Consider the following 21707-nt stretch of genomic DNA (forward strand, 5'->3'; position numbering starts at 1 on the left):
GAAATTGATCAAGCTTTTCCGCAATTTGAAACCATACCGCTGGCTTGTGGTGGCGGTGCTTGTATTTGTCTTCTTTCAGACCTTATCCGAGCTGTATTTGCCGACGCTGATGTCCGACATCGTTGATAATGGGGTCGTGAATGGAGACACACCGTATATTTGGAAAATCGGCGGTCTGATGCTGCTGGTTGCGCTTGGAGGAATGGCCTGTTCCATCGCCGCCAGCTACTATTCCGCTAAAGCGTCAACGGGGTTCGGGAAGCTGCTCCGGGGCAAGGTGTTCAAGCATGTGTCGAACTTTTCACTGGAGGAGTTTGATCGCATCGGTACCGCCTCACTGATCACCCGTACGACCAACGATATTACCCAAGTTCAGCAAGTGCTGATTATGATGCTGCGGATGATGGTCATGGCGCCGATGATGTGTCTGGGCGGCATTATTATGGCCGTCTCGAAGGACGCCACGCTGTCGCTGGTGCTGGTGGTGATTCTGCCGGTCTTGGCCGGAGCGATCTTCCTGATCGCACGGAAAGGGCTGCCTTTATTTAAAGCGATCCAGAAAAAAATCGATAAGCTGAATCTCGTCATGCGCGAAAGCCTGACCGGGATTCGCGTCATCCGTTCGTTTAATCGGACGGACTATGAGAGCAAACGGTTCGACGCGGCGAACCTCGATTTGACCGATACGTCGATCAAGGTCAACAAAATCATGGCTTTTATGATGCCGGTCATGATGCTGGTCATGAACCTGTCTTCCGTAGCGATCATCTGGTTTGGCGGGCTGCGGATCAATTCCGAGCATATGCAAGTCGGCGATTTGATGGCGTTTCTGCAATACGCGATGCAAATCATGTTCTCGCTGGTGATGGTATCGATGATGTTCGTGATGATTCCGCGGGCGTCGGCTTCGGCCATCCGGATCAATGAAGTGCTGGATATGGTTCCGGTGATCAAGGATTCCGCGAAGGGCAAATCGGCGACAGAAGCCCAAGGGCTGGTCGAATTCCAAAACGTGACCTTCAGCTATCCAGGCGCGGAGCAACCGGCGGTGCAGGATATTACGTTTACCGCCAAGCCGGGTCAGGTCACGGCGATCATCGGCGGGACGGGCTCCGGGAAATCAACGTTGATCAGCTTGATCCCGCGGTTTTACGATGTGCAGAAGGGAAGTGTCCGGGTGGACGGTGTGGATGTCCGCGATATGACCCAGGAGGAGCTGCGCAGCAAAATTGGGTTTGTCCCGCAAAAAGCGGTGTTGTTCACCGGAACGATCAGCGAAAACATCCGTTATGGCAAAGAGGATGCAAGCGACGAAGAAGTGCGGCGCGCCGCGGATATTGCCCAGGCGACCGACTTTATTTCCAAGATGGAGCAAGGTTTTGAATCCCCGATCGCTCAAGGCGGCACTAACGTGTCCGGCGGACAAAAGCAACGGCTGTCGATTGCGCGCGCTTTGGTTCGTCCGGCGGAGATTTATATTTTTGACGACAGCTTCTCAGCGCTGGACTTCAAGACCGATGCGAAGCTGAGGGCTGCTTTGAAGGAAGAGACGAAGGATGCCACAGTCATTATCGTCGCGCAGCGGGTGAGCACTGTGCTTGACGCTGACCAAATCATCGTCATGAACGAAAGTCAAATCGCGGGCATCGGCACGCACCAAGAATTGATGCAAACTTGCGATGTCTATAAAGAAATCGTGTATTCGCAGCTTTCGGAGGAGGAGATCGCATGAGTCGGGAGCAATCATCTGGTAAACGCGGATTCGGCGGTCCTCGTCCCGGGCATGGTCCGGGTCCTGGCGGCCCCGGCATGGGGATGCCGGTGGAGAAAGCGAAGGATTTCAAAGGAACCCTAAGACGGTTGATCCGGTACTTAAGACCGCATAAATATCAATTAGTGGCCGTATTCGTGATGGCCATCCTGAGCACCCTGTTCAGCATCTTTAGCCCGAAGGTGATGGGGAAGGCGACGACCAAGCTGTTTGAAGGAATCGTCGCGAAGGTTCAAGGGGTTCCCGGCGCGGAGATCGACTTTCAATATATATGGCACATCATCATGGTTTTGATCGGACTGTATGTGCTGAGTGCGTTGTTTAGCTATTTCCAGCAGTATTTGATGGCTGGCGTGGCCCAGAAGACGGTGTATGACCTGCGGAAGGACGTGAATGCCAAGCTCAACAAGCTGCCGCTAAAATACTTTGACGCCCGGACGCACGGGGAAATTCTCAGCCGGGTCACCAATGACGTAGACAACATTGCCGGTACGTTGCAGCAAAGCTTGACACAGCTGATTACCTCGATCCTGACGATCATCGGTGTCATCGTGATGATGCTGTCGATCAGCCCGCTGATGACCTTGATTGCGGTGCTGACGCTGCCGCTAAGCATTGTGGCAATCACCTCGATTGCCAAGCGCTCGCAGAAGCAGTTTGTTCGCCAGCAAAAAGAACTTGGCCAGCTGAACGGCCATGTAGAAGAAATGTACACCGGCCACAAGGTGATTAAGGCGTTTGGCCGCGAAACGAAATCGCTGGAGCAGTTCGACACCATTAACGAACGGCTGTATGAAGCCGGTTGGAAGGCACAATTTATCTCCGGCGTGATCATGCCGATCATGAGCTTTATTGGCAACATCGGATATGTGCTGGTGTCGGTGGTCGGCGGGATCCTTGTGACCAAGAGATCGATTGAAATCGGTGACGTGCAGGCGTTTATCCAGTACGCCCGTCAATTCACGATGCCGATTACACAAACGGCGAACATCGCTAACATCATTCAATCGACCGTCGCTTCGGCGGAACGGGTGTTTGAAATCCTGGATGAAGAAGAGCAGGTGCCGGAAGTGGCGAACCCGGTGGTTTTGGAGAAGCCTCGCGGCGACGTGGCGTTCAATCACGTTCAGTTCGGTTACGATCCGGAACATTTGCTCATCGAAGACATGAACATCGACGTGAAACAGGGACAAATGATCGCCATCGTCGGGCCAACCGGCGCCGGCAAAACGACGCTGATCAACCTGTTAATGCGTTTCTACGAAGTCAATGGCGGTTCGATCACCGTGGACGGAGTAAATATCGCCGAGATGAGACGCGGCGACCTGCGCAGCCTGTTCGGCATGGTCCTGCAGGATACGTGGCTGTTTAATGGCACGATCCGCGACAATATCGCCTACGGCCGGGAAGGAGCCACCGATGAGGAAGTGGTTCGCGCCGCCAAAACGGCGTACGCCGACCACTTTATCCGCACGCTGCCCGGCGGTTACAATACCGTGCTGAACGAGGAAGCATCGAACATTTCGCAAGGGCAGAAGCAGCTCCTGACGATCGCCCGGGCCATCCTGGCCGATCCGGCGATCCTCATTCTCGACGAAGCGACAAGCAGCGTCGATACCCGGACCGAGGTGCAAATCCAAAAAGCGATGAAAGAGCTGATGAAAGGCAGAACAAGCTTCGTCATCGCCCATCGGCTATCCACGATCCGCGACGCCGATCTCATCCTCGTGATGAACCACGGCACCGTAATCGAGAAAGGTACACACGACGAATTGCTGGCACTGGGCGGCTTCTATGCCGACCTGTACAACAGCCAATTCACCAAAGGCAGCTTCGAGCCAGAGGCCGTGTAAGCGGCGGAAGGGCCCGCGTTCGTATAGACTTACCATTGTAGGTACGCCCCTGTTTGTCAGGGGCGTTTTTCTTTTGATAGGGGGCGGGGAGGTATCTCTGAGGGAGCCCTTTACACGATTATCCCTTTCCTTCAGATGGTGAGGAATTGTGCGCAGACGCTCTTCTCTGCTTCTGTAATCTGAGTCAACGGGATACTAGCCTCTCCAGCCGTTATAATCTGAAAACTGAGCAAACGGGATAATGGTGTAAAAGAGCTGGTCAAAAGGGATAATCGTGCAAAGCGTCAGGACAGACAATCAAAAGCTCACCCTGGCTTGCAGCCAGGGCCAGACCAGGGCTGTTCCTATCGCCGCCTAGCCCTCGCCGGCCAGGTGGCACAGTGCTGCTTCATCGCGGATGAGCAACTGCCGACGCGTTACGGTTAACACGCCCTCGTCGCTAAGCTGACGCAGCTTGCGGCTGAGCGTCTCTGGTGTGGCGCCGATGAGGGAGGCGAGGTCTTTTTTGGACACGGGCAAGGTGAATTCCCGGGAGTTTGGCGCAGCTTTGCGGCGGAAGTATAAGAGCATCTTGGCGAGACGCCGATCGGCCTCAAGCAAGGTCAGTACGGCTGCCCAGGCGTCGGCCTCCTCCAGTTGGGCGCTAAGCGCGGTCATAAACCGGGCCGCCGTATCGGGATCGCGCCGCAAAATATCAAGAAAATCGCTGCGGTGAATCCGGCAGATGCCGGTCGTGTCCGCCGCGATGGCACTAGCGTAATGGGGTTTTTCCTGTAACAGAGAAAACTGGCCGAAGAAGTCCCCTGGAAACAGCAGCCGGATGAGATGCTCTTTGCCGTTATCCTCCAGCTTCGTCAGCTTAATGATTCCGCGGCTCACCACAAACAGCGAATCGGAACGATCTCCTTCGCGGAAAATGATCTCGCCTTTATGGAACTGCGAGGTACGCATGACGGAATGGAGCAGCTCTACCTCCGTTTGGCGCAGCTGCGCAAAAACCGGAACACGTGCCAGACAGGAAGGAGCCGTGGCTGTATCTCGAATGTGGCAAGCACAGGACTTCATCTGTGATCTCTCCTTTCTTGGAAAGATGTATTCATCTACTTCTAACTTAACCGTTGCTAGGTGTTTGACTAGTGATTATTATCACAATATATCTGTCGAATTCTTGATGAAGATCAAGGTTTTCCGGACCTGAATATGGGAAATTAAACCTATCAACGGATAGAGTTCAGTTCTATGGTTAGGAGAGGAAGACAGATGAAAGAATTCACGTTTGATGAATTGCGACAAATCGACCGTACTGAGCTGGGGGATCAGGTGCCGCTGGAGTTGTTCCGGGCGATTCGCCTGATTGGGATGCGGCAGGGGCTGCCTCTGGAGGGGAAAGGAACCACCGCCTCCATCGGCCGTAAAATCGGCGAAAGCTTGCCCGTCACCACGTTGGACGAGCTGCTCCATTTATTTACTGAGCTGCAGATCGGATTGCCACAGGTTGTGGAGCAAAGTGAGCGATTGCTGCGGATTGCGATAGAGGATTGTTTTTGCAAGGGCTTGCCGGTGATGGAGGAGAAGAAGGTGTGCGATCTGGAGGGCGCCATTCTGGAAGGGGCGCTAGGAAAGCTGCTCGGTCGAAAAGTGAGCGTACGAGAAACAAAATGTAATGTAAGTGGCGACGAACACTGTGAGTATGAAGTCCGAATCTATAATTAATTGATTCTACTTGTGTCTATGATTTCGCCAACAAAAAAACGCCGAGTAAAATGACGATCACGCCAAGCAGCTTGTTCCAAGTGATCGTTTCGTGGAACAGGAAATAGGCCGGAAGAAGCGCCAGGACGTACGCCAGCGCTTGGAGCGGATAAGCGACGCTCAGCGGGAGGCGGGACAACACGGCAAACCATAGCAGGGTAGCTATCCCATACAAAGCGATGCCGCCGATCACTGCGGGTGAGGACGCCAGCTTGCTCCAGTGAAGCCCGCCGGTGCGGGCCAGGCCGATTTTAAACAGAACTTGTCCTGTCACAAGAAGCAGGATATTGCCGAATAGCAGCAGGTAACTAATGGTTTTGTCCATTTTCACGGACCGCCTCCCGTTCTTTAAGGATGACGATTTCTTGGGTTAAGCGCAGCACCTGGGCGGTTAGGCGAGTAATGACGATCGTCAGGTGCAGAATTAATGCGAAGCAGAAGAGCAGACCAAACAGAAACAATACTGCAGGTGCATACTTGACGCCCAGCTGATCAGCGATCCATTCGATGAGCCCGATATGCGTGGAGCAGATCAGCAGAACGACACTGAACAAAATCCAGAGCAGGGAGTATTGTTCTCTTAGTTTTTGGCGGCGGACCAATTCCAGGACGAATAAGAGGAACACCGCGGCAACTAACACGGATAAAATGTAAATCGACATTTATTCTGTCACCGCCTTCTGGTGAAGCGGGCGCCGCAATGCGCTCATGAGCACGGATAATGTCACCTTCACCATATAGTAAACCGAACGCCAAGGGGTAATCGACGATCTTCCGGTGGTGCGGGCGCGCATTTGCACCGGGATTTCGACGATCCGGCAGCCATGGCGCTTCAAATACACGATCGATTCCACTTCGGGATAATCGGTTGGATAATACCGGGCGTACAGCTCGATGACCTTACGGCTGGCGGCGCGAAAGCCGCTGGTCGTGTCGGTGAAGCGTTCGCCGGTAACCCAAGAGACGAGCTTGGAGAAGAAGACGATTCCTGCCCGTCTCGCCGTGGACGACCGGAAGGAAGCGGTCCCTAGGAACCGGGAGCCGATTACAAGATCCTGGTCTGCGATTCCGGCGATCAGCTTATGCAATTCTTCTGCCGGATGCTGGCCGTCGGCGTCCATTTGTATGGCAATGTCATAGCCTTTTTGTTTGGCGTAGAGATAACCGGTCTGCATTCCCCCGCCGATCCCGACATTGTAAGGCAGCGTCAGCACCTTGGCTCCGGCTTCCCGGGCACAGTTCTCCGTCCGGTCGGAGGAACCGTCGTTAATGACGAGGATATCAGCCTCCGGCGCGTGCTTACGGATATCCCGAATGACCGAGCCGATGCTGGCTTCCTCGTTATAAGCCGGTATGATGATCAGTATACGCGGTGGTTTTGGCATCATGAGTCACAGGCCCCCTTTCGCGCGGACCGGTGATGGGAGCGGCGCAGAACTCGGGCGACCAGGTCGCCAATCAGATAAGACCCGAACAGGATCAGCAGCGTCATATTGGGATAACCGTATCGGTTAAACGCTACGAACGGAATATAAATCACCGTGAAATAAGCCAGCGCCAACAAGAGGGGGAGCAGGCGGTCCAGCTTCAGACGGTTCTTCGTTACGGCCCATAAAATGCCGGCCATATTGACGTACATTATCACGACTTGGATAATGTCCATTACCGGGCGGCTGATCGGCCAAAACGAGCGCGAATAAAACGGATGGAAATACAGCTCCACCCATCTTCCCAACGTATACCAATACAAATATTTCATCGGCTCATGCGTAAATCCGTACCGGAGGATATCCAGCCCCTTGCGGATCGCCGCGGAATCGGCGCCTTGGAATATCGTTTGCGGATCGTATTGAGGATAAGCCTCAAAGAAGCCAGCCGGCGGCAGTTGCCAACGGATGCGCGTGCCGAGCAAGAACGGACTTCCGCCAGAATTGGTGAACAGGATAAACTCATGAAACGTGACCCAGTTGCGGATCCACCAAGGGGTCAACAGCAGAGCATAAGTAACCCCTATGAGAAGGGTGTATTTCAACATCGTCCGCCAAGGAAGCTTCATGCGCAGCCAAATGATCAGAAAAACGGCGGGGTACAAGGAAGCATGTGGCTTTAAGTAAGCTGCCGCAGCCGTCAGGACGCCGATGAGGACGTATAAAGCGGATCCGCCTCGGTCCATGGCCAGGATGGTGCAACAGACGAGAAGCAGAAGCAACGTGCGAAAAGTCGTTTCTGAAAGAATGACTCCGGAGGAAAAGTAATCGGGCGGGTAGAAAGCGGACACGGTGCAGGCGATCAGCGCCGCCCGGGTGTTGAAAGTGCGTCGACCGATCCAAAAGATAAGATAAATGCACAACGCTTGCAGAAGGCACTGGAACAGGCGAAAGGCGACGATGCCGCCCTGTTCCTGGCCGAAAACCGCCATAAACCCGGACAGCATCAGCGGCAGCCCGGGCATGATGAAGGCGGAAGGTACCTCCTTGGTATTATAGGCAAGTACGCCTTCATTCAGGAGAAGGCGTGCGGATTGAATATACTTCACGTCATCATTGTTCGGGTGAACCGGGTCGCCCAAGAGGAAATAATCGTTGTAGATCAGGACGATAAGACTCGATACAATGCCCACAAATGCGATCAGACCGAACAAATACCACTTGACCGGTCGACGGACTTCCGATAACGAGAACACAGTGATTCAACCCCACTTTTTTTATAATTTATCTCTAAAAACTAGAAAATATCACCTTCCATATTATAATATATCCAAAATATTCCTCCGACAAGCTTAATCTGTCTGAATGCCGAAACTGGTCAGCTGCTCGCTGAAGGTTTCTCCCGAATCCACATGTCCCCGGTTGATGGCTTCCCATAAATAAAGCGAGGCGATGGAGCCGTAGGATGGCCACTGCGCGGCTGCTTGCTGCAAATATTTGCGGTCCGGGCGCTCTTCCATGTCATACACCCATTTTGCCGCCCGCTGCAGACCGGCATCCCCATAGGAAACGACATGCTCCCGGCCCAAGGCAAAGATGAGGAACATCTCGGCCGACCAACGGCCGATGCCTTTCACGGAAACCAGCTGCTTGATGACTTCCTCATCATCAAGCTCCTGCAGCCGGTCCAGGTCAAGCTGACCGGATTGGACTTTGTCGCTTAAATCTTTGAGGTAAGCGACTTTGGAAGCGGACAGCCCGGCGGCGCGCAGGTCGGCGTCGCTTTGGGCCAAGAGGGCGGCCGGGGACAGTTCCCCGGCCAACTCGATGACACGGCCGCGAATGGTGGAGGCGGCCTTGACCGAGATTTGCTGGCTGATGATTGAGCGAGCCAGCTCGGTGAACAAAGGGCCTTGCGGTTTGGTCGCAAGGCTTCCAATCAGGGCGATCAGCCGGCCCATCCGGGGATCGGCGCTGGCCAGCGCCTTGACCCGGGGGTCATCGGGGGGGAGCTCAAATACCGGTTTCCCATGGTTCATGGGGACAAACCTCCTTTAGTTTGGATGCTCCTCCAGCAGGGTGACATACTGCTGGAGGAGCTCGTCGGCGCGGAGCTGCAGGGCGTCACGCCGCTCCTGCAGCCGGACATATTGCCGAAGCAGCGAATCCAGCGCGTTGGAATCCTCAGCTTCCGCCATTTCCGCTTCCAAGCGACGCATCTCCGTTTCCAGACTCCGCACGTCGGCGAAGGTGCCCAGCAGGACGTCGTAAACCGTTTCTTCCCGGTTATAGTCAGGAATTTGCGCTAGACTGCCGATTCGGGCGCCTTTTGGAATCGACAGCAGTCCCTGGTCCGGACGCTCGATGCCGGCCAACAGCTTCATCAGGTGGTCTTGCCCGCGCCATAATACTTCTGTATATTTTGGCCTTGGATCATCATGGTTTCGTTCTCCTTTAATCCCATGCCGATCCTACAAAAAAGAAGGCAGCAGGAAATCCTGCTGCCTTTAAAGCTCACGCGTAAGTGAGGTTAAGGTAGGAGCGGCATTTCGCAATTTGGTTTGGATATCGAGTTTCCAAAAATGGACAGACTTCTCCCGTTGTTGGCTGCTGCATGAATAATGCCAAACATTGCAAATTAAAAACATGGATAGACGGGGGGATGGATTCAATGAAAAAATGGAGTTTACTGCTGTTGACACTGGTGCTGACCGTGCTGGTTGCAGCTTGCGGTAATAACAATACGAAAAATCAAGCGGCAGGTGCGAACCAAGGCAGCGCAGGTAATGCGGCCAACGAGCAGCCGGCGGAGCAAAATTTGCTGGAAGCCGTGAAAGCCAGCGGTAAGCTGCGGATCGGTACGGAGGGAACTTATGCGCCTTTCACCTTCCATGACAAGGACGGCAAGCTGACCGGCTTCGACGTAGAGATCGCAGAAGAGGTTGCCAAACGTCTGGGCGTGGAAGCTGAATTTATCGAGACACCGTGGGACGGTATTTTTGCCGGACTGGATGCAAAACGGTTTGACGCGGTATTCAACGAAGTAACAATTCGTGATGACCGCAAGGAAAAATACGACTTTTCCGACCCGTACATCGTTTCCCGTGCCGTGCTGATCGTGCCGGAAGACAACGAGGACATCAAAACCTTCGCCGATTTGAAAGGGAAGAAGGCCGGACAATCGCTGACGAGTAACCTGACGGATATCGCCAGAGAGAACGGAGCGGAAATCGTTGCAACGGAAGGCTTTAACCAAGCGATCGACCTGTTGCTATCCAAACGGATCGACGCGACGGTCAACGACGGCTTGTCCTTCCTGGATCTGAAGAAGCAAAGACCGGACGTGAAGCTGAAAGTGGTTGACGAAATGCCGGAAGCGTCGGAGAGCGCAGCCTTGTTTAACAAGGGCAACGAGGAGCTGGTGCAAGCGGTGAACGAGGCACTGGCCGCGATGAAATCCGATGGAACCTACTTGAAAATCTCGGAGAAATACTTCGGAGAAGACGTTTCGAAATAAGCTATTTAAACAATTGGAGGCGGCCCGTGAGGGCCGCTTCCTTCGGAAAAGGATGCTTAAACGATGGATGAACGCATTTGGAATATTATCGTAGACTCTTTTTTTCCCCTGCTAAAAGCAGGGGTAGCCTTTACGGTTCCGCTAACGTTAATCACGTTTGCGCTGGGGCTGCTGGTAGCCGTCCTGACCGCGCTTGCGCGGTTATCGAGTTTCGGACCGCTGCGGCTGCTCGCCAGATTCTATGTTTGGATCATCCGCGGGACGCCGCTGCTGTTGCAGTTATTCATCATCTTTTACGGTCTTCCCTCCATCGGGATTGTTCTAGATCCGTTTCCGGCAGCGGTCATCGGCTTTACGCTTAGCGTCGGCGCGTACGGCTCGGAAATTGTGCGGGCCGCGATCCTGTCGATTCACGAAGGCCAATGGGAAGCGGCTTATTCGCTGGGGATGACCCGGCTGCAGGCGCTGCGGCGGATCATCCTGCCGCAAGCTGCACGGGTTTCGGTGCCGCCGCTGGCCAACTCCTTTATCAGCTTGGTTAAGGATACGTCGTTGGCCGCTACCGTGACGTACACCGAGATGTTCCGTACCGCCCAACAAATCACGTCAACGACCTATGAACCGCTGGTTGTTTACTCGGAAGCGGGCTTGATCTATTTGATATTCAGCACCATCCTATCGGCGCTGCAAAATCGACTGGAGAAGCGGCTGGACCGCTTCACCGCCCGGTAAGGAGGCCAACCATTCATGATTGAAATTCGCGATTTACACAAGTCGTTTGGTACCCAGGAAGTTCTCAAGGGAGTTAATCTCGAGGTCGAGCAGGGCAAGGTGTTGGTCATCATCGGGCCTTCCGGATCGGGGAAGACAACCTTGCTGCGTTGCCTGAACCTGCTGGAAACTCCAACGCGAGGAACGCTTCGAATCAGCGACGTTCAGCTGGAATTCGGCGCTGGCCGGAAACCGAAGACAAGCGAAGTGCTGGCGCTGCGCAAGAAGACCGGCATGGTGTTCCAAGCGTATTATTTGTTCCCGCATATGACGGCGCTCCAGAACGTGATGGAAGCCCAGGTTCAGGTGCTGAAAAAGAGCAAAGAGGAAGCCCGCCGGGTTGCCTTGGAGCTGCTGAATAAGGTAGGGCTCGGTGGCCGAGCGGATTTCTATCCGCATCAGCTGTCAGGCGGGCAACAGCAGCGGGTGGGGATTGCGCGGGCGATGGCCATGAGCCCGGACGTGCTGCTCTTTGACGAGCCCACCTCGGCGCTAGATCCCGAGCTGGTTGGCGAGGTGCTGAAGGTCATGAAGGAGCTGGCCCTTGAGGGGCGGACGATGGTCGTCGTTACCCATGAGATGAAGTTCGCCGCCGAGGTCGCCGACCGGGTCGTACTGATGGACGAGGGGAACATTATCGAATCGGGGACGCCGGACCAAGTGCTGAATCATCCGTCCAGCGATCGAGCCCGTTCTTTCCTGAACCGAATTACGCAGCGGGAAATCGAATAAAGAAGAGAGGTCGGAGTTTGATATGAACTCTGGCCTCTCTTTTGTGTTTCTAGCGGATGCGAATATTACCGGAATTCGCCCGGACCTTAATCAGGTCCTGCGTCTGCCGTGGTGAATCTGGCGCGGTAGTGTTGCCGGAGCCGGATTGCAGGTCATAATAGCCTTTGAACTCGGCATCGGCGGACAGTGTTGCATTGCCTGAGCCTACGGAGATGTCCAAATTGTCTGAGCGTTGCTCCGACAACGTAATATTCCCCGAATTGGACTTAAAGCTGCCATCGCCTGTAAATCGATTAAACCGGATGTCCCCGGAGTTGGACGTAGCTTTGACGGTCCCTTTTACCTGGTTGGCGGTGATGTTGCCGGAGCTCGACTTCGCGGTCAGCGTACCTTCAAACTGATCGACACGAATATTCCCTGAGTCGATCGACAGATCGATATCATCGGCGCGAAGACCGCGGAACGTCCCGTTGCTGGAGTCCGACTTGAAGCTGATCCGATTCAATTCGCCCTTGTCGCCCAGCGCCACGGTAATTCGCTGCTTGGTGGACTGGAAGTTGATCGAGAAGAAGGTCCAGTCGAACTTGTCTTTTAGATCCAGCTTTAGTGTCCCCTCTGAGATTTGAGCAGCTTTCACCGCATCGATCGTCTTCTGATTCATATTCCCGTTGATTTCCACGTAGTTCGTCCCATCAAGGCTGTCGATAAACTCCAGCTCGACGTCATAATCACTGTCAATGAGCAGTGTCTGTAAGCCGCCCTGATCAAACGTCCACTTCTGCTAGTGGGACGGCAGTTCATCCCCAAATTCGAAATGCTGGTAAGCCATGCCGGCCAACCCGATCAAAATCAGCAACAACCCTATGAGTGACCATTTCTTCGTATTCATGCTTGGTGATCCCCTTTCGCGATCCGAACATTCCAACGCAGGTAAGCGATGCTGAGCCAGAGCATGCCTTTATAAGCGTATCGTGTGACAACGGCGAGCAGCATGCCCAACCCGACGTAAGCGACTGATGGCGTGGTGCTGACTGCTGCGCCCGGTGTGGCAGCGGGCTCTGCTCCGCCAAACCAGTACACATGCTCCTGGGGCACGTAGCGGTTGCCAATGGCCTCTTTGGCCAGCTCCGCCGGGTCTCCCAGCTCCAGCACGATCTCTTGCTCCGTCCGTCCGCTTTCCAAACCAAAAGCGAAGTGGGCCTCATAATCCTCCAGCAATTCGTTTTGTTCCTCCGGCGGGAGAACCGATAAATGCGCCCGAAGATTCGCCAAAAACTCGCTTTTATTCATAAACGGCTTCCTTTCTCAATTAAGGTTGAAACATTGTGTACGAACTGCTTCCACTCGACGACCAGTTTCTGGGTGTACGCTTCGCCCTCGGGAGTTAGTTTGTAGTATTTGCGCGGGGGACCGCCTGTGGATTCCTTAAGGTAGGTGGTGCAATAACCTTCATTGACCAGTCTGCGCAGCAGGGGGTACAAGGCCCCTTCGGCTACCTCGATATGCTTGGATACCGATTGGGCGAGCTCGTAACCGTACCGGTCGCGGCCTTGGATCAATACCAGCACGCATAACTCCAAGGCGCCTTTCTTAAATTGGATGCTGATATCCAAACCTGCTTCGCCTCGTTTCTTCTAAATTGGGTGTACGTTACGTGTTGAAATTTCATCAGTACTGAACATTGATTAGTATCGCCAAAAAGTATAATATCACACAGTACTGATTAAAGCAAGGTAGTGAATGAAAAAAGGCATCTGTTCCTTTTTGCCCTTTGTTTTCAAAGGAATAGGACGAACAGATGCGCTTTGATTTGTGCTATTCCCCAAAGTCAGATTGCGGAGCGTCGGGGGAACTCAGCTTTTGGCTTGCTCAGGTTGGCGGTGAAGGCGAGGGAGCGCCTCTGTTGCCGGCCCTTCGATCACTTCGCCTTTGTAATCGAACCTGGAGCCGTGGCAAGGGCAGTCCCAGGATCGTTCCGCCTCATTCCATTTGACCTCGCAGCCCATATGGGTGCAGGTCGTATCCACCAGATAGAGCAGGCCGTCTTGGTCGCGGTAGGCTCCGGCACGCTTACCATGGTGCTTGACGACGCCGCCTTGGCCCGGAACGAGATCCTCTGGCTTCAGGTGGACGAGTTCGATTTTGCCGGTGACGAACTCTTTGGCTACGTCCGCATTTTGGGTGATGAAATGCTTGATCGAGGGGTCGGCCTTGAACCGAGAAGGCGTAAACAGCTCGGCATAGCGGTTCTCCTTCTCCAGAATGAGGTCGCGGATTAGCATTGCGGACAGCGTGCTGGTGGTCATTCCCCATTTGTAGAAGCCGGTGGCGACGTAGATATTCGGATGGTTTGATGTAATCCGCCCGATGTAGGGGACGCCATCGAGAGTCACCAGATCCTGCGCCGACCAGCGGAAGGGGACCGACTTGATCCCGAGCGTCTGCCGTCCGAATTTCTCCAGGGTTTCGTAGGACTGAATCGTGCAGTCGTTTTTGCCAGTCTTATGCGACTCGCCGCCGACCAGAACCACCTGCTTCCCGTTCAGCTCTGCGGATCGGAGCGAGCGCGTAGGGGAGCCGCAATTAATGTACATGCCGCCAGGGTAGGCTTTCTCCGGTTCGATGGCCACGACATAGGAACGCTCGGCATGCAGCCGGGTGAAGTACCAGCCTTTTCCGTCAAAGAACGGATAATGGGAGGCCGATACCGCATGGCGGCAAACGATGTGATGGCCGTTTTCCGTGGTCAGGCGAAGCCGTCCATCCGACTGCGGTTCGGCGACATCCTCCAGCGTTGTATTTTCATACACCACACCTCCATGGGAGGTGACATACGCCAGCAATTCGTTTAAGTATTGAAGCGGATGGAATTGGGCCTGATTTTTCATCACGACGGCCCCTCTGGCTTGCAGCGGCAACTCGATCGTATCCCGCCATTCACCAGGCAGACCTAAGCGTTCATAAGCCCGCCATTCCGCTTCCAGCTTGTGGAGCTGCTCGTCCGAATCCGCATACAAATAAGCATCCTCCCGGCGGAACTTACACTCTATCTTCCGCTCCTTCACGGTTTCGCCGATCCAACGCAGCGCCTCCTCATTCGCTTCAAAATACAGCCGTGCGCCTTCCTCACCAAAATGGTTGATCAGCTTGTCGTAAATAAGGCCGTGCTGCGCCGTGATTTTTGCGGTTGTATACCCGGTTGTGCCGTCCAGGACCTTACCGGCCTCCAGGATGGTGACCTTTACACCGGCTTGCACCAGCAAATAAGCAGTGGTGATTCCAGTGATCCCGGCGCCAACCACGGCAACGTCGGTATCGATGTCCTCGGTCAGCTTGCTAAAGTCCGGCAACGGAGTTGTTTTGCGCCACAGCGATTCAGGGAATCGCGGAAGTCCGCCGGACATAAATGGGGTGTCCTCCATTGAGGCTTCCTCCTGTCATATGGTTTTTCCTTAAAAATGGGAGCCGTTTCGGATACATTATTTCCCGCTTAGGGACAGAAAAACCGCTTGAGATTCTCGGAAGGCCCTGTCGATCTCTGTCGCATGAAAAAGGAATGAAAAGCAAATAATGGAGAGAAGAGATGCAGACAGAATAGGAGTTGCTAATCATGCTGCGCCACTTATCCCGCGGCCGCTCCGGCCAGCAGAACAAAAGCAACAGACAACCTCGAATTACCGGGGATTTGCAGCAAATGCTGGACCGCATCATGGAGGAATCCGGAAACAGCCCGGATATTGTCATCCGTCATCTCAAGCTTGGCGGTCCAGTTCAGGCACCCGCGAAGGCGGCGATCGTCTATTTGAACGCCCTCAGCGACCAGCAAGCGATCAATAATTTCGTGATCAAGCCTTTAATGGAGCTGGATCCCGAGAAAGTTAACGTTTATCCCGCCGACCGACTCATCCAATACATTCTCGAGGATGCCTTGTCCTTGGGAGAGACCAAGGTAGTGAAGGAATGGAACGACATCATGCTGGCCGTTCTATCCGGTGACACCGTGCTGCTGGTGGACGGTAGTGATCAGGGAATCATTTCCGGCACGGCGGGCGGGGAATGGAGAGCGGTTAATGAGCCTTCCTCGCAGCTGGTTGTGCGCGGGCCCAAGGACAGCTTCGTGGAATCGATTGCGACCAACATCTCCTTGATCCGGAGGCGCATTAAGTCACCGGATCTATGGCTGGAGTCGTTGAAAATCGGCTCCGTGACCCACACCCACGTGGCGATGATGTATATGAAAAGCAGTGCCGACCCGAATGTAGTAGCCGAGATTCGCCGGCGGCTCCAGCAAATTCGCATCGATGGCATTCTGGAATCCGCTTATATCGAGGAGTTTATCCAGGATAAGACCATTACCGCGTTTCCGACGGTTTATAATACGGAACGCCCGGATGTCGCCGCAGGCAACTTGCTTGAAGGACGGGTGGTTATTCTCGTCGACGGTACGCCGTTTACGCTGATCCTGCCTACTGTCTTTGCCCAGTTCATGCAATCGCCGGAGGATTACGCTCAACGCTTTGACATCAGCATTCTGATGCGTGTTATCCGCTACATATGCTTTGTGATTTTGCTGCTAGGTCCGGCGGTTTATATTGCCTTGACGACCTTCCATTATGAGATGATTCCTACACTGCTGCTGGTCAGCTTAATGGCTCAGCGCGAGGGAGTGCCGTTTCCGGCTTTCGTAGAGGCCATCATCATGGAGGTCGTTTTTGAGATTTTACGTGAGGCAGGGGTACGGATGCCGCGGGCGATTGGGCAAACGGTGTCGATCGTAGGTGCGTTGATCCTGGGGCAGGCCGTCGTTGAGGCGGGGATCATCACGCCGATCATGGTTATTGTCGTAGCGCTGACGGGGATCGCGAGCTTCGCATTGCCCTCCTATAACCTATCTATTGCGGGCAGGCTGTTCCGGTTTTATTTTCTTGTGCTGGCCGGCTTTTTTGGGTTTTACGGGATCACGCTGGGGCTGATTATGCTGATCGCCCATATGAACAGCATCCGGTCGTTTGGCGTTCCTTATCTGACGCCGTTCAGCCCGTTTGTACCACAGGCTCAGAAGGATGCGATCCTGCGGCTGCCGATTTGGATGCACGGGTGGGAACCGTTAATGTCCTCAAGCCAGCAAGATATGAAGAAGATAGGGGAAATCAAACCGATGTCTCCCGACAACTCCAGCGGGTCGGCGAATTCTGGAGAGGAGGCGAGTCAGGGCGGCCCGCAGCAAGGCGGACAAGAAACGGAATCAAGGAAGCAGGAGGACCAAAATGAGAATTAGAGCGATGTGGTTACTTGTGATCCTGTGCGTCATGCTGCCCCTGTCCGGTTGCTGGGATGCGGAAGAGTTAAACCAGCGGGCGGTGGTGTCCGGGATTGGTATCGATCGCGGCCCTGGAAATAAGGATTATCTGGTGTCCTTTCAAGTGATTATCGCCGACGAGATTTCCGGAAAAATCGGCAGAGGCGGTACCCCAACGACGGTTTATACCGCCGAAGGACGATCCATTATGGAGGCCGTTCGCAAGGCTTCTCTTCAGGTACCACGGCTGATGTCGACCGCCCATGTTCGTATCGTGGTCATCTCGGAGGAGCTGGCCCGGCAGGGAATATCGGATATCCTCGATTTTCTCGACCGGGATTCAGATATTCGCCTAACCGCAAAAATTTTTATAGCGAAAAAAGGCATCCGAGCGCTCGACGTTATTGCCGGGCTCTCCTCCATGGGGAAAATCACCGCGTATACGCTTGCTCAAAAAGCCGAAATGACCTCCCGAGAGTACGGTGCCAATTATCCCGTTGAGGTTGATGATCTGATACGCGAGGTCCTCGTGCCTAATTCGGGGCCGGTAATCAACGGCGTTGATATTGTAGGGAGTGTCCGAGAAGTACGAAATAAAAACAATCTGGAGGAAACAGATAACCTCGGGCTTCTGGTCATGTCCAATTTGGCGGTGTTTAAAGGAGATCAGTTGAAGGGATGGCTTAATGAGAATGAAAGCCGGGGATTAATCTGGCTTAGAGATAAGCTGCACAACACTTCGATTGTGATCACGCCGGACGACCAGGGGACTATCACGCTGGATGTTCGCAGAAGTAAAACTTCGATTCGGGCGATTCTTAAGGATGGGGAGGACCCTATCTTCGTTGTGAAGGTGATGGCCCAGCTGTCGGTTCGGGAAATGGACAGCCCCATCGATTTCCGTGACCTGGCAACTCTGGATGCATTGGAAAAGGATGTGAATCAGGAAATATTAAAGGACATCAAGGCTGCCGTTCAAACGGCACAATCCCTGAACAGCGATGTTTTATGCTTCGGACGGACGCTCGAGCTCCAGCATCCAAAGGTCTGGAAGCAATTGAAGGGACAATGGTCCGACATCTTTCCTAAGGTCGCGGTCGAATATCATATTGATTCGATCGTCCGCAATTCCCAAATGAGAGATCGTTCCTTCCAATATAATTTGAAAAAGAAAGAATAGGAGGCGGGATACGCTTGGAAGACACGAAGCTAAGTCCTATGCAACTTTTCGCCCTGCTTGTCTTGTTTCAACTCGGGACGGCCCTGGTTGTGAATTTGGGCATGGCAGCCCGCGAGGATGCCTGGATCGCCGTATTGTGCGGCATGTTGGTCGGGTGTCTGCTCTTTCTGGGGTATGCATTTCTGTACACCGCTTTTCCTGATAAACTGCCCACCCAATATATGCGATTGCTGCTAGGCAAATACTTGGGCGGGCTAATCGGTTTTGCCTATATACTGTTTTATATGAACAAAGCTAGCCGCGATTTGATGGACGGCGGGTTATTGGTTTTCGCCTCCACGTTGAAAGAGACTCCGCTGTTCATTATCAATACGGTGATGATGCTAACGATCATTTATGTACTGCACAAGGGCATTGAGGTGCTGGCCCGCACGGCGTTTATTTTGCTTTGGGTTGTGTTTGTGATCGGGATCATCATTTTGTTTCTGCTGCTGTTCTCGGGAATTATAGATTTCACCCGGATTCTTCCGGTGCTAAGCGATGGGTTTGGGCCGGTGCTGGAGTCCGTTTATCGCCAAAATTACCAGTTCCCGTTTGGTGAGATTATTTGTTTCACCATGGTTTTGCCGTATTTGAACAATGTAAAAGCAGGGGTCCGGGCAGGATTGATGTCCGTGCTGCTATCAGGGATGATTTTGTCGGGGACGGTGGTGATTACGATCTCCATACTTGGCGTGGACATTGCTGAGCGATCGATATTCCCGCTTCTAACGATGGTTGGTAAAGCCTCCATTGCCGACTTTATTCAACGTCTGGATATTTTAGTGGTGATGGTGTTGATCATTGGCGACTTCTTCAAAATCGCTGTCTATTTCTATGCGGCCGTTATCGGAGCTTCCGACTTGTTCAAGATTCCCTATCGGAAGGTCCTCTATCCGCTGGCCCTGATTGTGTTGTTCACTTCGATAACGATCGCTCGAACGTATAGTGAGCACGTCAAGAAAGGCGGCGATGTCCTCTATATCATGGATCCATTATTTTATGTTATTGTGCCCGCCGCTCTGATTGTAGCCGCCTTGATTTACCGATTCCGGTTCCGGCGGCATTCCGGAACGTAAATCCTCCGATGGGTTGGAAGAGTCTTTGTTCGCCGAGGTGGACGAAGACTCTTCGTTTTGCTGCGAGCTAGTCGCATGGCCTGAGGTTTGTCCGCCTCCATTCCGTTTGCGGCTTACGAAATGATAGATGTCCGGGATGATCAGGAACAGGAACAGCATATAGGCACAAATCCGTTCGGCAGGATCGGTTAGCGAGTAGCTCCAGTTGATTAAGAAGTTATTCCATGGAAGTCCAATCAGTATGTCCGTCCAAATGATATAGCCCATTGAAAAAGCCGCTATGAGGAGAGTAGTCAGGTATTTTCGAATCAACATAAGGTGCAGCTCCTCTCGGTAAAATGGTTAATGTAGTCTAGCTTTCATCCTATAGTATTAGGAAAAGCGCGTTGGAACATGCAGGAAATGGGGAAAGGAATTGACGTTTCATAAAATAAGACTTATACTAAATCTAAAAACAACTACAGGGATTGATGATAAATGAAAGCCTTAAATTTAACGACCCAACGCCAAGCGGTATATGATGTCGTTCGCAACGCCAAGGACCATCCGACGGCCGCGGAAGTCATGAACCGTCTGGTTGAGCAAGGATATAATTTTGCATATGGTACGGTTTACAACTCACTGCGGTATTTAACCGAGAAGGAATTGATTCGCGAATTGAAGCTGGGCGAAGCAGCTAGCCGGTATGATGCGAAGCTGGACGATCATCAGCATATCTTGTGCGAGGTTTGCGGCCGCGTGGATGAAGTGATGTCTCATGTGCCGGAGGAATGGAACCGTACGGTGGCTGAGGAAACGGGATATGATGTTCATCATGCACATGTCGTATTTGGGGGGGTGTGTCCGAATTGTCAGCAGAAGAAGTGATGCAAAACGGAATTTCGGGTAATACGGTCCCCTTCCGCCGCCCTTCCGGTGTTGAAGTTGCCGAGCCGGAGGGCTTGGAACTAGGCAGAGTGGCGTGCCCGGTTACACAGCGCGTCATTTTGATTAGTCCATTTCCGAGCGAGGTTCATGAACTGGTGCGCGAGTTGTCGGAGAGCTGCTTTGATGTCCTTGTATTCCATCATTTGGAGCAAGGCATTCGTAACGCTTTGGCGGCCGACCTGCTGATCTTTGATCTGACCTCCTATCAAGAGAACATAGACACAGCAGTGATCCGTTCGCTGGTGGGACAGGAAACCGGCGGCACCCCCTCGCTGTTGCTCGTTAGAGAGTCGATGCTCGGATACCTTGACCCGGCCTTAAGGAACCAAGAGCTTCTGGTTTGGCCAGCCCGCCCGGTCGAAATCGTGTACCATGCCCAGCGGATTATTCGCAATAGCGGCCCGCGGCCGTTGTCGTCGCGGCTGCTTACCGGCACGTCCCCGGCGATCTTCAAGGATTTGTGGATCGATCGCAAGAAAATGACAGTGTACCGGGGCGGCATCAAAATTGAGCTGACCAAGACGGAGTTCGAACTGCTGATCAAGCTGCTGGAACATGAAGGTACAGTGCTGTCCCGAGAAGAGCTGCTGTCGGAGGTATGGGGAACAACATTTCTTGGCGGCAGCAACGTCGTCGACGTGCATATCAAGAGTCTGCGCAAGAAGCTCGGCGACAATGCCTCGCGTCCGACCTACATTACCACCGTCCGCGGCGTGGGTTATCGGCTGGCGGATTAAAGCACACTCAATTCAGAAGAAAACCGTTTGTCGTCGGACAGACGGTTTTTCTAGTCCCCGTTTCTCTTGGTTAATAGGGAGATAGGGGGAGCTAGTCTCTCCGCCGCCTTCTTTTGACGATTATCCCGTTGCATCAGGCAGTGGAGAAAGATAAAGTTGCAACATGCGAAGGAGCAGTAAGATGCTGCAAGAAAGTAGAAGTAAGATATTGCAAGAAAGTAGCAGTAAGATTTTACAAGAAAATCGATAGTTGCTGATAGTTTCGACAGGGGGAAGCTAGTCTCTTTGCCACCCTCTTTTGATGATTATCCCGTTGAGTCAGCTGGTGGAGTGAAGAAAGAGAAGGAAGTAGACATGTCAGTACTTCTATTAGTGCCATTAGTAACTCACTAGTATCTCATAAGTATCTCATTAGCACCCTTAGCACCACATTAGCTACAGTACACATTAGCACCTCGCTAGCACCTCGCTAGCACCTCACTAGTATCTCATTAGTACCTCATTATTATCTCACTAGTATCTCGATAGCACTTTAATTTTAAGCCGCTGCTGCATAGAATGGCTTCTGATGGCGTGTGATTAATTGGCGGTAAGGGATCGCTGGAATGGATACGCACATCTGT

24 protein-coding genes are annotated in these 21707 nt (G+C 53.1%); 11 read left to right on the forward strand and 13 right to left on the reverse strand.

Annotated elements, in window-relative coordinates:
* Positions 1-4: 4 nt before the first annotated feature.
* Positions 5-1732 carry an ABC transporter ATP-binding protein gene (locus M3G15_RS11285; protein ID WP_009223664.1) on the forward strand — a complete coding sequence of 576 codons (1728 nt, stop codon included), beginning with the start codon at positions 5-7 and terminating at the stop codon, positions 1730-1732.
* The gene (locus M3G15_RS11290; protein ID WP_009223665.1) at positions 1729-3624 is read left to right on the forward strand and encodes an ABC transporter ATP-binding protein; all 1896 of its coding nucleotides are present in this window, start codon (positions 1729-1731) and stop codon (positions 3622-3624) included. The genes M3G15_RS11285 and M3G15_RS11290 overlap by 4 nt, the downstream gene beginning before the upstream one ends.
* Positions 3625-3978: 354 nt before the next feature.
* Here M3G15_RS11290 and M3G15_RS11295 read toward each other — a convergent pair whose 3' ends face one another.
* Complete coding sequence (locus M3G15_RS11295) at positions 3979-4689, reverse strand: Crp/Fnr family transcriptional regulator (RefSeq protein ID WP_009223666.1); 711 nt, start codon at positions 4687-4689, stop codon at positions 3979-3981.
* Positions 4690-4884: 195 nt separating this feature from the next.
* On the opposite strand from M3G15_RS11295, the gene M3G15_RS11300 reads away from it, so the two are divergent.
* Positions 4885-5337 carry a V4R domain-containing protein gene (locus tag M3G15_RS11300; protein WP_036644186.1) on the forward strand — a complete coding sequence of 151 codons (453 nt, stop codon included), beginning with the start codon at positions 4885-4887 and terminating at the stop codon, positions 5335-5337.
* Between the two features lie 16 nt (positions 5338-5353).
* Here the strand turns inward: M3G15_RS11300 and M3G15_RS11305 are convergent, their stop codons facing one another.
* The 7 genes from M3G15_RS11305 to M3G15_RS21680 form a co-directional block, all read right to left on the reverse strand.
* Complete coding sequence (locus M3G15_RS11305; RefSeq protein ID WP_036644188.1) at positions 5354-5701, reverse strand: EamA family transporter; 348 nt, start codon at positions 5699-5701, stop codon at positions 5354-5356.
* A complete protein-coding gene (locus M3G15_RS11310; RefSeq protein WP_009223669.1) occupies positions 5685-6038 on the reverse strand; it encodes a DUF2304 domain-containing protein in 354 nt (117 codons plus the stop codon). Before M3G15_RS11310 ends, M3G15_RS11305 begins: the two co-directional genes overlap by 17 nt.
* Positions 6039-6764 (reverse strand): glycosyltransferase family 2 protein, encoded by a 726-nt coding sequence (locus tag M3G15_RS11315; protein ID WP_009223670.1) that lies wholly within the window; start codon positions 6762-6764, stop codon positions 6039-6041. It abuts the gene before it with no gap.
* Positions 6761-8059, reverse strand: coding sequence for an ArnT family glycosyltransferase (locus M3G15_RS11320; RefSeq protein ID WP_260070948.1), 1299 nt, complete (start codon positions 8057-8059; stop codon positions 6761-6763). The genes M3G15_RS11315 and M3G15_RS11320 overlap by 4 nt, the downstream gene beginning before the upstream one ends.
* A 96-nt stretch (positions 8060-8155) precedes the next feature.
* Complete coding sequence (locus M3G15_RS11325) at positions 8156-8842, reverse strand: DNA-3-methyladenine glycosylase family protein (RefSeq protein ID WP_260070949.1); 687 nt, start codon at positions 8840-8842, stop codon at positions 8156-8158.
* A gap of 15 nt (positions 8843-8857) precedes the next feature.
* Entirely contained in the window at positions 8858-9187 is a 330-nt protein-coding gene (locus M3G15_RS11330; RefSeq protein WP_260070950.1) for a hypothetical protein, read from the reverse strand.
* A 146-nt stretch (positions 9188-9333) separates the two neighbouring features.
* Positions 9334-9435: an RAxF-45 family protein gene (locus M3G15_RS21680; RefSeq protein WP_397376613.1), complete on the reverse strand. Its 102-nt coding sequence runs from the start codon at positions 9433-9435 to the stop codon at positions 9334-9336.
* A gap of 39 nt (positions 9436-9474) precedes the next feature.
* On the opposite strand from M3G15_RS21680, the gene M3G15_RS11335 reads away from it, so the two are divergent.
* From M3G15_RS11335 to M3G15_RS11345, 3 genes are all read left to right on the forward strand, one after another.
* Complete coding sequence (locus M3G15_RS11335; protein ID WP_009223674.1) at positions 9475-10320, forward strand: amino acid ABC transporter substrate-binding protein; 846 nt, start codon at positions 9475-9477, stop codon at positions 10318-10320.
* Between the two features lie 63 nt (positions 10321-10383).
* Complete coding sequence (locus M3G15_RS11340; protein ID WP_260070951.1) at positions 10384-11052, forward strand: amino acid ABC transporter permease; 669 nt, start codon at positions 10384-10386, stop codon at positions 11050-11052.
* A 15-nt stretch (positions 11053-11067) separates the two neighbouring features.
* Positions 11068-11823: an amino acid ABC transporter ATP-binding protein gene (locus M3G15_RS11345; protein WP_260070952.1), complete on the forward strand. Its 756-nt coding sequence runs from the start codon at positions 11068-11070 to the stop codon at positions 11821-11823.
* Between the two features lie 49 nt (positions 11824-11872).
* On the opposite strand, the gene M3G15_RS11350 is transcribed toward M3G15_RS11345, so the two are convergent.
* The 4 genes from M3G15_RS11350 to M3G15_RS11365 all read right to left on the reverse strand — a co-directional run bounded on the left by M3G15_RS11350 (position 11873) and on the right by M3G15_RS11365 (position 15245).
* Positions 11873-12568: a DUF4097 family beta strand repeat-containing protein gene (locus M3G15_RS11350; RefSeq protein ID WP_311202274.1), complete on the reverse strand. Its 696-nt coding sequence runs from the start codon at positions 12566-12568 to the stop codon at positions 11873-11875.
* A 140-nt stretch (positions 12569-12708) separates the two neighbouring features.
* A complete protein-coding gene (locus M3G15_RS11355; RefSeq protein WP_260070953.1) occupies positions 12709-13113 on the reverse strand; it encodes a DUF1700 domain-containing protein in 405 nt (134 codons plus the stop codon).
* Positions 13110-13436: a PadR family transcriptional regulator gene (locus tag M3G15_RS11360; protein ID WP_009223679.1), complete on the reverse strand. Its 327-nt coding sequence runs from the start codon at positions 13434-13436 to the stop codon at positions 13110-13112. The genes M3G15_RS11355 and M3G15_RS11360 overlap by 4 nt, the downstream gene beginning before the upstream one ends.
* Positions 13437-13676: 240 nt before the next feature.
* Complete coding sequence (locus M3G15_RS11365) at positions 13677-15245, reverse strand: FAD-dependent oxidoreductase (protein WP_260070954.1); 1569 nt, start codon at positions 15243-15245, stop codon at positions 13677-13679.
* Between the two features lie 188 nt (positions 15246-15433).
* Between M3G15_RS11365 and M3G15_RS11370 the strand changes: the two genes are divergently transcribed.
* Genes M3G15_RS11370 through M3G15_RS11380 form a run of 3 tightly spaced genes read left to right on the forward strand, consistent with a single transcriptional unit; the run spans position 15434 to position 19420 of the window.
* Positions 15434-17101 (forward strand): spore germination protein, encoded by a 1668-nt coding sequence (locus tag M3G15_RS11370; RefSeq protein WP_009223681.1) that lies wholly within the window; start codon positions 15434-15436, stop codon positions 17099-17101.
* Positions 17091-18302 (forward strand): Ger(x)C family spore germination protein, encoded by a 1212-nt coding sequence (locus M3G15_RS11375; protein ID WP_009223682.1) that lies wholly within the window; start codon positions 17091-17093, stop codon positions 18300-18302. Before M3G15_RS11370 ends, M3G15_RS11375 begins: the two co-directional genes overlap by 11 nt.
* A 14-nt stretch (positions 18303-18316) precedes the next feature.
* A complete protein-coding gene (locus tag M3G15_RS11380) occupies positions 18317-19420 on the forward strand; it encodes a GerAB/ArcD/ProY family transporter (protein ID WP_260070956.1) in 1104 nt (367 codons plus the stop codon).
* Here the strand turns inward: M3G15_RS11380 and M3G15_RS11385 are convergent.
* On the reverse strand, positions 19337-19735 hold the full coding sequence (locus M3G15_RS11385; RefSeq protein ID WP_009223684.1) for a YczF family membrane protein: 399 nt from the start codon (positions 19733-19735) through the stop codon (positions 19337-19339). The two genes, M3G15_RS11380 and M3G15_RS11385, sit on opposite strands and share 84 nt — an antisense overlap.
* 162 nt (positions 19736-19897) lie before the next feature.
* Between M3G15_RS11385 and M3G15_RS11390 the strand changes: the two genes are divergently transcribed.
* The gene (locus M3G15_RS11390; RefSeq protein WP_009223685.1) at positions 19898-20287 is read left to right on the forward strand and encodes a Fur family transcriptional regulator; all 390 of its coding nucleotides are present in this window, start codon (positions 19898-19900) and stop codon (positions 20285-20287) included.
* Complete coding sequence (locus M3G15_RS11395) at positions 20260-21084, forward strand: winged helix-turn-helix domain-containing protein (protein ID WP_397376614.1); 825 nt, start codon at positions 20260-20262, stop codon at positions 21082-21084. The genes M3G15_RS11390 and M3G15_RS11395 overlap by 28 nt, the downstream gene beginning before the upstream one ends.
* Positions 21085-21707 lie beyond the last annotated feature (623 nt).

This window comes from Paenibacillus sp. p3-SID1389 (assembly GCF_025151705.1).
Classification (GTDB): domain Bacteria; phylum Bacillota; class Bacilli; order Paenibacillales; family Paenibacillaceae; genus Fontibacillus; species Fontibacillus phoenicis.